The sequence below is a fragment of the uncultured Massilia sp. genome, from assembly GCF_913773735.1.
Taxonomy (GTDB): Bacteria; Pseudomonadota; Gammaproteobacteria; order Burkholderiales; family Burkholderiaceae_D; genus Telluria.
Window position 1 is genome coordinate 132212 of the sequence record NZ_CAJYEB010000049.1, and the last position, 13644, is coordinate 145855.

The 13644-nt window shown below is 71.2% G+C and carries 7 protein-coding genes; 1 reads left to right on the forward strand and 6 read right to left on the reverse strand.

What is annotated here, in order from left to right:
- Positions 1–72 precede the first annotated feature (72 nt).
- The 3 genes from QZ749_RS24625 to QZ749_RS24635 form a co-directional block, all read right to left on the reverse strand.
- The gene (locus QZ749_RS24625; RefSeq protein ID WP_296952934.1) at positions 73–3117 is read right to left on the reverse strand and encodes a TonB-dependent receptor; all 3045 of its coding nucleotides are present in this window, start codon (positions 3115–3117) and stop codon (positions 73–75) included.
- 86 nt (positions 3118–3203) lie between these two features.
- The gene (locus tag QZ749_RS24630) at positions 3204–5537 is read right to left on the reverse strand and encodes a glycoside hydrolase family 95 protein (RefSeq protein ID WP_296952938.1); all 2334 of its coding nucleotides are present in this window, start codon (positions 5535–5537) and stop codon (positions 3204–3206) included.
- A 16-nt stretch (positions 5538–5553) separates the two neighbouring features.
- Positions 5554–7815 carry an exo-alpha-sialidase gene (locus QZ749_RS24635; RefSeq protein WP_296952941.1) on the reverse strand — a complete coding sequence of 754 codons (2262 nt, stop codon included), beginning with the start codon at positions 7813–7815 and terminating at the stop codon, positions 5554–5556.
- Between the two features lie 566 nt (positions 7816–8381).
- Between QZ749_RS24635 and QZ749_RS24640 the strand changes: the two genes are divergently transcribed.
- Positions 8382–9962, forward strand: a complete 1581-nt coding sequence (locus tag QZ749_RS24640) for an aldehyde dehydrogenase (NADP(+)) (protein ID WP_296952944.1) — start codon at positions 8382–8384, stop codon at positions 9960–9962.
- 232 nt (positions 9963–10194) lie between these two features.
- On the opposite strand, the gene QZ749_RS24645 is transcribed toward QZ749_RS24640, so the two are convergent.
- The 3 genes from QZ749_RS24645 to QZ749_RS24655 are packed head-to-tail and all read right to left on the reverse strand — an operon-like array spanning position 10195 to position 13642.
- Entirely contained in the window at positions 10195–11976 is a 1782-nt protein-coding gene (locus tag QZ749_RS24645) for an IlvD/Edd family dehydratase (RefSeq protein WP_296952946.1), read from the reverse strand.
- Positions 11973–12854 carry an SMP-30/gluconolactonase/LRE family protein gene (locus QZ749_RS24650; RefSeq protein WP_296952948.1) on the reverse strand — a complete coding sequence of 294 codons (882 nt, stop codon included), beginning with the start codon at positions 12852–12854 and terminating at the stop codon, positions 11973–11975. The genes QZ749_RS24645 and QZ749_RS24650 overlap by 4 nt, the downstream gene beginning before the upstream one ends.
- Positions 12851–13642, reverse strand: coding sequence for an SDR family NAD(P)-dependent oxidoreductase (locus tag QZ749_RS24655; protein WP_296952950.1), 792 nt, complete (start codon positions 13640–13642; stop codon positions 12851–12853). Before QZ749_RS24655 ends, QZ749_RS24650 begins: the two co-directional genes overlap by 4 nt.
- Positions 13643–13644 lie beyond the last annotated feature (2 nt).

Consider the following 13644-nt stretch of genomic DNA (forward strand, 5'->3'; position numbering starts at 1 on the left):
ATCCTCACGGGCGTTGACGACATCGATGAGGGCGGGCGCCGCGGGACCAGCCCGCGGCGCCCGCCCCGCTGCTTAGAACGCGTAGCGCAGCGACGCCGTGTAGCGGCGGCCCGAGACGAACCACGCGCGGCCCTTGTCGCCGATCCCCTGCGTCATCAGCTGCTTGTACTTGGCGTCGGTCAAGTTCTGCGCCTCGACGCCGAGCGACAGGGTCTCGGTGAAGTTATAGAACAGCGACGCGTCGAGCTGGCCGAAATCGTCCGCCCAGGTCGGCAGCGCCCAGGCGATGTTGCGCTGGCCGACGGTCGGGCTGTTCGGATTGGTGTCGGTGCCGTCGGTGCCGCGGGTGCCGTTGACGTTCACGGCCTGCAGGTACTTCGAGCGCCAGCTCCAGGCCAGGCGCGCCGACAGCGGGCCCTTGTCGTACAGCAGCGCCAGGTTGTACGAGTTCTTCGACAGGTTCTGCAGCGGCAGGTTGCCGAAGGTGCGACCGTCGACGTCGCAACCGTTCAGGTTCAGGTTCAGGTTGCCGGTGCCGCCGTCGCTGCCCGAGCAGTAGGCCGAGAACACCGGGTTGTACAGCTTCTGCGCGCTGTCCACGTAGGTGTAGTTGGCCTGCAGGCCGATGCCCGACATCCAGCCCGGCAGCTTGTCGAAGTACTGCTGGTAGGCGATCTCGACGCCGCGCGCATGGCCGCGCGCGCCGTTCACGGGCGCCGTCACGTTGAAGTCGTAGCGCTTGCCGTCCTGTCCCTGCAGCGCATAGCCGTAGGACTGGGTGATGATGATGTCCTTCAGGCGCTTGTTGAACACGGCCACCGTCAGCGAGCCGGCCGGCGCGAAATACCACTCGCCGGTCAGGTCGACCTGGCTCGACTTCACCGGGCGCAGGTTGGGATTGCCTTCGCTCGAACCGGTCAGCGCCACGTTGTTCACGGTGCGCACGGTGCCGGCCGCGTTCAGGCTCGAGTCGACGGTTTCGGACAGCGTCGTGTAGCCCTGCAGCTGGCTGAAGTCCGGGCGCGAGATGCCCATCGCGGCGCCCATGCGGAACTGCAGCTTGTCCGTCGCCTTCATGCGCAGGTTCAGGCTCGGCAGCACGTTGTGGTAGCTGTTGTCGTAGTCGCGCGGCGCCGACTGCGCGGCGATGATCGGGATCGCCGGGCCGACCTGGGTGATGCTCGACGGGTCGTTCGGGATGCCGGTCGGGTTGAACACGGTGTAGCCGCGCGCCTTCATGTCGGTCTGGACGTAGCGGATGCCGACGTTGCCGTCCACCGGGAAGCGCCAGTCGTCGAAGCCGAAGCGCAGCTGGGTGTAGAAGGCGCCGGTCTTCTCGCTCTGCGAGTTGGTGCCCGCCGGGTCGGTGCCGAACGTGGCCGCGTTCCAGGTGCTGCAGCTCGCCGGCACGCCCTTGGACGCCGCCACTTCCTTGCACAGCACGTCGTAGTAGCCGTGCAGCGTCGCGTAGCTGCCCGGATAGCCGGTGGCCAGGGCCACGTTCGGGAACACCAGCGACGGCACGCTGGTATTGTTGTTGAAGAAGTTGTTGAAGTCGTGCACCTGGGTCTGGCCGCCGAAGCGCGGATCGCCCAGGTAGGCCAGGTGCTTGACGCCGTTGGCGTCGACCAGCTCGCCCTGCCATGGCTGGGTGACGGCGCCCCAGTTGTAGCTCGGATTGCTGTTCTGCGTCACCGCGTCGCGGTCGGTGAAGCGCACGCCGAAGCGCACGTCGCGCAGCACCGGGTGGTCGAACGCGTATTTCGCATCGAGCTTGAGCGCCCATTCGTCCGCCTCGCTGCGGTCGAGGTGCTCCTGGGTGAACGCCCAGTAGTAGTTGTTCGGATTGGCCAGGTAGGCGCGGTCGGCATCGCTGAACGTCAGCGTCGGCACGCCGCCGCGCAGGTCGAGGTTCTCCTGCTGCATCTTGATCGCCGTGGCGACGGTCGAGTCGAAGCTGTGCGACTTGGCCTTGATGCGCTGCACGTCGGCATCGAAGGTCCAGGCCGAGTTCGGGCGCCAGGTGGTGTGCCACGAGATGTCGGTGGTGTCGGACTTGCGGTTGGCCGAGCGGGTGTCGGCGCCGAAGTCGATGCCGCCGTCGACCGTGTCGCGCAGCACGCCACTCAGCAGCGCGCCCCTGGCGTCGTATGTCGCGCCCGGGTCGACGGTGATGTTGTACGGGCTGGCGGCCGAGAAGATCGCCTGCTCGTCCCACTGCATCTCGTACTTCGACTTGAAGTAGGTCAGCGAGGAGCTCAGGGTGGCGTCCTTCTTCCACTGCAGGGCCGCGTAGGCGCCTTCGCGCTTGCGGTTGAACTCCAGCGTGCGCCACTGCGAGCCCTTCGGCACCCACACCGTCTTGCCCGGCTGGACGTCGTTGCGCGGATAGTAGGGCTCGACCTGGAACGCGTCGGTGCGGGTGCCGCTTTCCGAATACGCCAGGTCGACCAGCGCGCCGACCTCGCCGAAGCCGGTCTTCCAGCGGTCCGACACCATCACCGAGCCGGACGGCGACCATTTGCCTTTCTTGAGTTCCGAATAGGTGTTCGACAGCGAGGCGGCGACCTTGCGGCCCTTGAAGTCGAACGGCATCGCCGTGCGCAGGTTGACCAGCCCGCCGATGGCGCCCTCGATCTGCTCGGCCGACGGGTTCTTGTAGATGTCTACGCCCGCCATCAGTTCCGGCGGGACGTCCTCGAAGTTCAGCGAACGGCCGCCGTTGGCCGAGAACGAGTCGCGGCCGTTCAGTTCCGAGCGGGTATAGGTCAGGCCGCGGATGGTCACGCCCGACCCCTCCACCGAATAGTGCTCCGGGTCGCCCTTGGCCATGGTGCGGTCGATGGTCACGCCCACGACGCGCTGCAGCACCTCGGTGACCGAACGGTCCGGCAGCTTGCCGATGTCCTCGGCGACGATCGAGTCGACGATCTCGTCCGAGTTCTGCTTGAGCTTCTGCGCCGAGTTCAGCGCCGCGCGCTGGCCGGTCACCACCACGACGTTGCCGGCCTGCGGGGCCTGGGCCTGGGCATCGGTCTGCGCGCTGGCCGCGTTGGCGGCGAGCAGGGCGATCTGGGCGGCCGCGACGGCGATCGCGGTTTTCTGGAATTGCTTCATTACGGTCTCCTGTTGACTGTCATGGCGCCCGTCCCTGCGGGCGCCCTCTCTGCTTCATGGTGCCGGCTGCTTGACGGCCGGCTTCATCAATGGTTGTCGAACGCGCTCGCGGCGACGGTCCGGTCCTGCCCCGGCGCCACGTCCACGTCGATCGCATGCGCGCCGTAGCGCACCCTTGCCCTGCCCGTCCCGGCCCGCGCGCGCAGCGTCGCGCCGGCCAGGCGCCCGCCCTTCCAGGCGATGTCCACTTCCAGGCCGCCGCGCGCCCGCAGGCCGCGCACGCGGCCGTCCGGCCAGGCCGGCGGCAGCGCCGGCAACAGCACGACCTCGCCGTCCTGCGACTGCAACAGCAGTTCGGCGATGGCGGCGGTGGCGCCGAAGTTGCCGTCGATCTGGAACGGCGGGTGCACGTCGAACAGGTTCGGGTAGGTACCGCCCGCATTGTTGTGTTCCGAGCCGGCGCCGGCCTGCTCCGCCGCGCGCGCGCCCGGCGTGGCCAGCAGGCCGCGCAGCATGCGGTGGGCGCGCGCGCCGTCGTGCAGGCGCGCCCAGAACGCCATCTTCCAGGCCATGCCCCAGCCGGTGCCGGCGTCGCCGCGCGCCTCCAGCGTGCGCCGCGCGGCCGCGGCCAGCGCCGGCGTGCGCAGCAGGTCGATCTGGCGTCCCGGGTACAGCGCGTACAGGTGCGAGACATGGCGGTGCGTGTCGGCCGGCGTGTCCAGGACCGGATCGGTCTTCTCCTCCAGCCATTCGAGCAGTTGCCCCCAGCTGCCCACGCGCGGCGCCGCCAGGCGGTCGCGCAGCCCGGCCAGCGTGCGCCGCAGTTCCTGGTCCACGCCGAGCACGGTGGCCGCGCGCACCGTGTTGTCGAACAGGTCCCAGACGATCTCCTGGTCGTAGGTCACCCCATCCTCGACCGGGCCGTGTTCCGGCGACCAGCCCTGCGGCGCCACCAGCCGGCCGTCCGGCAGCGCCTTCAGCTGGTCCTGCCAGAACGCACTGGCTTCCTTCAGCACCGGGTAGGCGACGTCGCGCAGGAAGGCCTCGTCGCCGCCGAACGCGTAGTGCTCCCAGAAGTGGCGCGCATACCAGGCATTGGCCGTCTTGTTCCACAGGTAGCCGGTGGCGCCGAACGGATTCGATTCCGTGCGCAGCGTCCAGCCGCGCACCGGCTGGCCGTCCGCTGCCGTGAACGCGGCCGCGGTCGCGCGCCGCCACACCGGCGCCAGCGCCCGCACGAAGTCGAAGAACGGCTGCGCGGTCTCGCCCAGGTTGGCGACGTCGGCCGGCCAGTAGTTCATCTGGACGTTGATGTTGGTGTGGTAGTCGCTGTTCCACGGCGGCGCCAGGCTGTTGTTCCACAGGCCCTGCAGGTTGGCCGGCAGCGCGCCGCGCGAGCTCGACGCCAGCAGGTAGCGGCCGTACTGGAAGTACTGCGCCTCCAGCTCCGGATCGTTGCCCTCCCGCGTGTAGGCCAGGATGCGCGCGTCGGTCGGCAGCGCGCGCCGCTGCGGGGCGGTGTCGCCCAGGTCCAGCGCCACGCGGCCCAGCAGGGCGGCGACATCGCGTTCGTGCTCGGCGCGCAGTTGCGCCGGCGGGCGCGCCGCCGCCGCGTCGACCTGCGCGGTCACGCGCGCCAGCGGATGCGCGCCCTGGAAGCGGCGCGCGGCGTCGAACGCATAGCTGGTGCCGGCGCCCAGCACCAGCGTCAGCGCGTCGCAGCCGGAGAACACGAGGCGCTCGCCCTCGACGCGCACCCGGCCGCCTTCGTGCTGCACCTGCACCTGGCTCGCATAGCTCAGCGCGTTCGTGCTCGGCGCCGACCGGCCCTGCTCCCCCGGCGGCACCCAGCCCGCCAGCGAGCCGGTCGCGTACAGGCGCTGGCCGGCGGCCACGATGTGCGCGCCGTGGCGGTCGGTGAGTTCGACGGTGCCGCTGTACTGGCCGGGACGGTCGGCCGTCAGGCGCAGCACGATCACCTGGGCCGGATTGCTGGCCCAGGCCTCGCGCCGGAACCGTACCCCGTCCTTCTCGTAGGCGACGGCGTGGATGCCGCGCGCCAGGTCGAGCGTGCGGCGGTAACCGCGGATGCCGTCGCCGTGGCCGCGCAGTGCGACGAACAGGTCGCCGAAGGGCTGGTAGGCGCCCATCGTGCGGTCGTCGCCGGTCCACAGCGTGATGTCGTTGAACTGCAGGTGTTCGCGCGCCGGCTGGCCGAACACCATCGCGCCGATGCGGCCATTGCCGATCGGGAGCGCCTCGCGTTCCCAGCCCGTGTCGTTGTCCGCCGCCGGACGGTCGTAGCGCAGCAGCAGCTCCGGTGCGGCGCCGGCCGGCGCGCTCGGCACGGCTGCGCACGCGGCCAGGGCGAGCAGCGCGGCCAGCCTGTGAAATCGATTACGTAAGCGGTTCTGCGGCATGGTCGGGGCGCCCGGTTCAGGTGGCGGGCTTGCCGTAGACGATGCCGCGGCCGGCGGTGCTCATGTAGACCACGCCGAACCGGTTCATGTCGCCCACCACGAACTGGCCGTCCCCCGGACCGCCGTACTGGTGGGCGTCGTCGTTGATGCGCGCCCAGCTGGCGCCGCCGTCGAGCGAGCGGTGCAGGCCGCGCACGTTCGCCACCGTGCCCCAGATGTAGATCGCCGGCGCCGCGGCGCCCGGCGCTGCCTTGCCGAAGCCGATCGCGCCGCAGAAGGACACGCCGGGCAGCAGCGCGAACTGCGCGCCGCCGTCGACCGAATGGGCCAGGCCGCCCTCCTTCAGCGCCACCCACAGGTCGCCGGAGCGTCCGGGCGCCAGGCGGATCAGCGGCGCGCCGCCGGGAGGCCGGCTGGCGCGCGGCGCGACGCGCGCGCCGCCGTCGCTGCGGGCCAGCAGCGCGCCGTTCTCCGGGTCGTAGGCATAGAACGCGGCGGCATCGACCGGGTCGGCGGCCGGACGCAGGCCGGCCCGCGCCAGTCCCTCGACCCGGGTCCAGCGCGCGCCGCCGTCGGCCGAGCGCCAGGCGACGGCGGCGCGTTCCGGCACGTGCAGCAACACCGCGCCGTCGGCCGACAGCGCCACCACGCCGCGCCGCCCCTGCAGGGACGCCGTCTTCGTCCAGTGCGCGCCGCCGTCGCGGGTCAGGTACATGCTGTCGCCCAGCCGCACCATCGTGCGGGGGCTGCGCGCGGCATAGTCCAGGCCCGTCGTCGTGCCCATCTGCGGCGCGTGGATGCGGCCGGGGCGCGCCGGGTCGTCGTGCAGGTAGCCGTCGATGTCGCCGATGGCCGACACCAGCGGGCCGCCCGGGATGCTGACGAGGCCCAGCGGCACCGTCTCTTCCATGCCGGCGACCGTGAAGGTCCAGGTGGCCGGCACGGCGTCGACGTCGGCGGCGCGGAACACGCCGTTGCCCGACGTGACCCAGACGGCACGCGGATCGGCCGGATCGAATGCGACGGAGCCGGTCCAGTGGATGCCGTGGCCCTGCAGCCAGGGCACACCGGCGGCGTCGCGCGCGAAGCCGCGTCCGATCACGTCGGTCCAGCTGGCGCCGCCGTCGCTGCTGACGAAGATGCGGTCGCCCCGGGCGTCGCCCTGCGCGACGAAGGTGTTGATGGTGGAGACCACCAGCCGGCGCGGATGCGACGGATCGACGCTGACGCCGGCGAACGGCCGGGTCCAGCCGCGCGGCGTGATCTCGGTCCACTTGCCGCTGGCGATGTGGTATTTCCAGACCTGGCCACGGTCCATCGGTTCGCGCCCGTCCTTGTCCGGATGCGGGCCGGCACCGTTCGCGTAGGTGACGACGAGGTTGCCGGCGCCGTCGAGGACGGCGCGCTGCGGCATCAGGTCGGACGGCGCGCCGGCGACCGGCGCGAAGTGCTCGCCCCCGTCGTCGCTGCGGTACAGGTTCGGCCCGCCGCTGCCGGAGCGCGACACGCCGGCGAACAGGCGCTGCGCGCGCCCCCGCGCCACGCTGGCCGGATCCGGCAGCACGATCGGGATGCCGGCGTCGTTCGGCGTGGCGGTCACCGGCAGGCCGGCCATCCGGGTCCAGGTGCTGCCGGCGTCGCCGCTCACGAACAGGCCGTCGCGCCGCGTGCCGACGTACAGGCGCTTGCCGTCTGCCGGATCGACGGCGAGACGTTCGCCGGCCTGGCGCCCCATGCCGTTGCCGTGGGTCTTGAACCGGGCGCCGACGTCGACGATGTCGAAGGTCTTGCCGGCGTCGTGCGAGCGCAGGATGGCGGTGCGCCCGCCGTTCAGGTACTGGATGCCGGCCAGCAGGTAGAGGGTGGAAGCGTCGCGCGGATCGATGGCCAGGGCATCGATCCCGAGGAAGCCGGCCTGGTCCTGCGCCACCCAGTCGAGCAGCGGCACCCAGCGCCATGCCTGCGGATCCCAGCGGTAGGCGCCGCCGACGTCGGTGCGGGCGTAGAAGACGCCCGGCGCGGCGCGGCTCGGGATCACGGCGGTGACGAAGCCGCCGCCGCCGATCGCGACGCTGTCCCAGCGGTATGCGACGGCGCGCGGCAGTGACGGCGACGGCACGGCCGCTGCGGCGTCGACGTCGGCGCCGCCGGCCCACGCGCCGCCCGCCGCCAGCGCCAGCGCGACCGTGACGGCCGGTGCGCTGCGCGCGAGCGCGGCGACGGCGGCGCATGCCGCGCGCGTGCCCGCGCCGTGCCGGCGGAAGATCGAGGATCGCATGGGTCTCCTGGTAGCTATTGTTAGCTTGTTCTTATAAATCTGTGGAAATGCTAAGCGAATGACCGCAGCCGTGGCAAGCGAAATGTTCGCGCTAACAGTAGGTTTCCCATGCGTCTTCCACAACTTCGCCGATTTGCGTGGCAATCGTCGTGAAATCGAGTTCAGAACATGACATGATGGAGTATATCGGTGACATTTGTTGTTTTTTGGAACAGGAAACGGGCTCTGCGGCGCGAATCTTAACGCATATCAATACAAGACTGCCGCGCATTTGGCGTGCTACCGTGCATGCAACGTGACGCCGCGCTTGCGCGCGCATCGTCCGGCCATTCGATGTGCCTGCCGCAGCCATGTCCTGCAACCGGTTTCACAACGCTTTATCGTCCCGCGCGGTTGGACGCCCTCCCGGCACGATCCCCAGCAAAAATGGCGTCCACTCGATGGTAGCGCCTAACAAATAGTGTTAATCTTCTGGCCGCGGCATCCTGCCGACGCCACGACAACAACAGGGAGACGTGCGACGGCGCCCCGCCCTCGCCATCCGACCGCTTCAGAGAGGGAATTCCATGACCATCATCAACGGCGACATGATCATCGGCCAGCGCATCGTGCGCGGCGCTTCCGGCAGCACGCATGCCTTCAATCCGGCCACCGGCGCCACGCTCGAACCCGCGTTCGGCCTGGCGTCGCGCGCCGACGTCGACGCCGCCTGCGCGCTGGCCGAAGGCGCGGCGGACGCCTACCGCGCCGTGCCGCTCGCGCAGCGCGCCGCCTTCCTGGAAACGATCGCCGAACGCATCATGGACCTCGGTCCGGCGCTGGTCGAGCGCGCGGGCCAGGAATCGGGCCTGCCCGCCGCGCGCCTGGAGGGCGAGCGGGGCCGCACCGTGAACCAGCTGCGCCTGTTCGCCGGCGTGGTGCGCGCCGGCCGCTTCCTGTCCGCGACCCTCGACGGCGCCCTGCCCCAGCGCACGCCGCCGCGCCCCGACCTGCGCCTGCGCAAGATCCCGCTCGGCCCGGTCGCCGTGTTCGGCGCCTCGAACTTCCCGCTGGCGTTCTCGGTCGCGGGCGGCGACACGGCATCGGCGCTGGCGGCCGGCTGCCCGGTCGTGGTCAAGGCCCACAACGCCCACCTCGGCACCTCGGAACTGGTGGCCAGGGCGATCCGCCAGGCCGCCATCGACTGCGGCATGCCGGACGGCGTGTTCTCGATGCTGGTCGGCGAAGGCAACCAGGTCGGCCAGGACCTCGTCGGCCATCCGGCGATCCAGGCGGTCGGCTTCACCGGCTCGCGCGGCGGTGGCCTGGCGCTGGTGGCGGCCGCCAATGCGCGCAAGGTGCCGGTCCCGGTCTATGCCGAAATGAGCAGCATCAACCCGTTCTTCCTGCTGCCGGGCGCGCTGGCCGCCGGCGGCGCCGCGCTGGCCCAGGGCTTCGTCGATTCGCTGACGCTGGGCGTGGGCCAGTTCTGCACCAACCCCGGCCTGGTGATCGCGCTGGCCGGTCCCGACCTCGACGCGTTCCGCGCCGCCGCGACCGCCGCGCTGGGCGCCAAGGGCGCCGGCACCATGCTCAGCGCCGGCATCCACGCGGCCTACACGGGCGCGGTGGCGCGCCGCGCGGGCATCGCCGGCGTGGAACTGGTGGCCCAGGGCGGCGCCGAGGGCGCCGGCTGCGCCGCCCGCGCCGCGCTGTACCAGACCGACGCCGCCACCTTCGTCGCCAACCCGGCGCTGGAAGACGAGATCTTCGGCCCCGCCTCGCTGGTCGTCGTGTGCCGCGACGAGGACGAGCTGCTGCGCGTGGCGCGCCACGTCGAGGGGCAGCTGACCGCCACGATCCACGCCGCGGCGGCCGACCGGCAGCTCGCCGCGCGCCTGCTGCCCGTCCTGGAGCGCAAGGCCGGCCGCATCCTGTTCAACGGCTTCCCGACCGGCGTCGAGGTCTGCCACGCGATGGTGCACGGCGGCCCGTTCCCGGCGACGTCGGACAGCCGCAGCACCTCGGTGGGCGCGGCGGCGATCGAGCGCTTCCTGCGGCCGGTGTGCTACCAGGACGTGCCGGCCGGGCTGCTGCCGGATGAGTTGAAGGACGAGAACCCGCTGGGGCTGGCGCGGGTGGTGGATGGGGAGTTGAAGCTGGCCTGATAGCCGCCGCTTGCGGTGCGCTCGGGGAGCGCACCCTGCGTATACCGGGTCGGCAAGCGCCGGCTGGACGCGTGGACGGGAGACCCGTCCACTTGCGGTGCGCTCGGGGAGCGCACCCTAGGTGTACCGGGCCGGCAAGCGCCGGCTGGACGCGTGGACGGGAGACCCGTCCACCCTACGCGCCATGCGTCGACGTGAACGGGAAATCGCGGGGTGGACGGCTGCGCCCGGGTCAGTGGTTATGCCGCGGCATGTCGTCCGCCACGCCCCGGTACTTCAGCGCCATCTCCATCACCCCGCCCGTGTGCAGCTGCCCCACGGTGGCGCGGTAGATTTCCTGCCAGGGCGTCTGGTTGGGCGGGATCGGCGGCGGCGCCTCCTGGCGGCGCGCGTCCAGCACGCCGTCGTCCAGCAGCACGTCGCAGCGCCCCGTGTTCAGGTCCACGCGCACCACGTCGCCCGTGCGCAGCAGCGCCAGGTTGCCGCCGGCCGCGCTTTCCGGCGAGGCGTTCAGGATCGACGGGCTGTCCGAGGTGCCGGACTGGCGGCCGTCGCCCAGCGTCGGCAGCGCCGTGATACCACGCTTGATCAGGGCGTCGGGCGGCTGCATGTTGACGACTTCCGCCGAACCCGGCCAGCCGATCGGACCGGAACCGCGGATCACCAGCATCGTGCGCTCGTCGATGTCCAGCGCCGGGTCGTTGATGCGGTGGTGGTAGTCGTCCGAGCCGTCGAACACGACCACGCCGCACTCGAAGCGGTTTTCCGAACCCGGCGTCGACAGGTAGCGCGCGCGGAACGCGTCCGAGATCACGGACGTCTTCATGATCGCGAAGTCGAACAGGTTGCCCTTCAGGACCATGAAGCCGGCCTTTTCCTTGAGCGGCCGGTCGAACGGGCGGATCATCTCGCGGTCGCCGCTCTCGCGCCCGACCAGGTTCTCGGCCATCGTGCGCCCCGTCACCGTCGGGCGGGCGGACCGCAGCCGGCCCCGCTGTTCCAGTTCCCACATGATGGCCGGGGTGCCGCCGGCGCGGTGGAAGCGCTCGCCCAGGTATTTCCCGGCCGGCTGCATGTTCAGCAGCAGCGGCACGTCGTAGCCGTGTTCCATCCAGTCCTCGGGCGCGATCTCGACGCCGGCGTGGCGCGCCATCGCGACGATGTGCGGCTGGGCGTTGCTGGAGCCGCCGATGGCCGCGTTGACGACGATCGCGTCGAGGAAGGCGTCGCGCGTCAGGATCGTCGACGGGCGCAGGTCCTCGAACGCCATGCCGACGATGCGCCGGCCGGTCTCGTAGGCCATCTGGCCGCGCTCGCGGTACGGCGCAGGGATCGCCGAGCAGCCGGTCAGCGACATGCCCAGCGCCTCGGCCACGGCATTCATCGTCGAGGCCGTGCCCATCGTGTTGCAGTGGCCGGCCGACGGCGCCGAGGCCGTCGCGATCTGGATGAACTTGTCCTCGTCGATCTCGCCGGCGGCCAGGCGCCGGCGGCCCTTCCAGATCGCCGCGCCCGAGCCGACCAGCTCGCCCTCGAACCAGCCGTCGAGCATCGGCCCGCCGGACAGCACGATGGCGGGGATGTCGACCGTGGACGCGGCCATGATCTGGGCCGGCGTGGTCTTGTCGCAGCCGGTGGTCAGCACCACGGCGTCGATCGGGTAGCCGTGCAGGATCTCGACCAGGCCCAGGTAGGCCAGGTTGCGGTCCAGCGCCGCGGTCGGGCGGCGGCAGTTCTCGAAGATCGGGTGCAGCGGGAATTCCATCGGGATGCCGCCGGCGTCGCGGATGCCGTCGCGCACGCGCTTGGCCAGTTCCAGGTGGATGCGGTTGCACGGTGTGATGTCGCTGCCGCTCTGGGCGATGCCAATGATCGGCTTGCCGGAGCGTAGTTCCTCGGGCGTGATCCCGTAGTTCATGAAGCGCTCGAGGTAGAGCGCCGTCATGTCGATGCGCGCCTGGTTGTCGAACCAGTCCTGGGAACGGAAGCGGCGTGGGGGATGTGCTTGGTTCATGCTGTGGGCTCCTGCAGCCGCAGCGCGTGCTGCGGCAGGCCGGGCACGTCGGCCCGGAAAGTGAACAGCCCGCCGGCCAGCGGCTGGGCCGCCTGCTCGTCGGGCGACAGGCCCTTGCGCGCCGTGGTCGCGTACACGGTGCGCAGGTCGGGGCCGCCGAAGGCCAGCTTGGTCACGTTGGCGCACGGGAAGCGCACCTCGCCGACCTTGCGACCGGCGGGGTCGAAGCGGTCGATGCGCCAGCCGCCGAACGTCGCCACCCACAGGTGGCCGTCGGCGTCCACCGCCATCCCGTCCGGATAGCCGCCGTCGGCGATCTCCACGAAGGTGCGCTTGCCGGACAGGCTGCCGTCCGCCGCCACGTCGAACGCGTACACGCGCTTGTCGAGCGTGTCGGTGTGGTACAGCGTGCGCCCGTCCGGGCCGAGCGCCGGGCCGTTGGTGATGACGTAGCCGTCGTCCATCGTGCGCACGGCGGCGCCGTCGAAGCGGTACAGCGCGCCGCTGGGCTGCGCCTCGGCGTCGTGCATCGAGCCGAACCAGAGCACGCCGCCGGCGTCGACGTGGCCGTCGTTGAAGCGGTTGTCCTCGATGTCCGCCTCGACCTTCGCCAGCGCGACGAACTCGCCGCTGTCGGGCAAAAAGCGGTACAGGCCGTCCTCCAGCGCGCACACCATGCCGCCGTCGTCGGCCGGGACGATGAAGCTCGGCTGGCCCGGCGCCGGCCAGGTGCGGCGGTCGCCGCCGTCCGGCGCGCAGCGCGCGATGCGCCGGCCCTTGATGTCGACGAACCAGACCCACGGGCCCCGCGCGTCCCACAGGACGCCCTCGCCCAGCGCGGCCTGGATCTCCCAGATGCAGGTCGGCTGGATGCTCATGCGCCGTACCACCCGGCGTCGACGAAGTATTCGCGGCCGCTGCAGCGGCGCGCGTTGTCGGACGCCAGGAACAGGGCCAGCGCGGCCACGTCCTGCATCTCGACCCGCGCGGGGATGCACTGGCCGGCCAGGATGCGCGCCTCCTCGTCCGGGTTGTGCCACAGCTGTTCCTGGCGCGGCGTGCGCACCGCGCCCGGCACGATCGTGTTGGCGCGGATGCCGTCCTTGCCGAGCTCGCGCGCCATGCCGCGGGTCATGCCCTCGATGGCCGCCTTCGCGGTCATGTACAGGTCGAGCTGGGTGTGCGGCAGGTGCCAGGAGATGGAGCCGAAGTTCAGGATCACGCCGGCGCCGCGCGCCTTCATGCCCGGGATCACGGCCTGGCTGCAGAAGAACTGGTGGCGCAGGTTCACGTTCATGCGACTTTCCCAGTAGGCCGGGGTGACCGCCTCGATCTCGTGGCGGTCGTCGTTGGCCGCGTTGTTGAGCAGGATGTCGACGCCGCCGGCCTCGGCCTCGATGCGCGCGAAGGTCGCCTTGAGCGCATCGAGGTCGGTGAGGTCGCAGTGGACGAAGGTCGGCGCGGCCGGCGCGCCGGCCAGCGCGCGCTCCAGGTCGCGCGAGGCCTGCTCGGCGATGTCGAGGAACCAGACGCGGGCGCCCTGGGCGGCGAAGGCGGCGGTCAGTTCGCCGCCGATGCCGCTGCCGCCGCCGGTGATGACGACGCGCTTGCCCGCCAGGTCGGGATAGGTGGCGTAGACGAAGGATGGTTGGTGGTTGTGAGGCATGT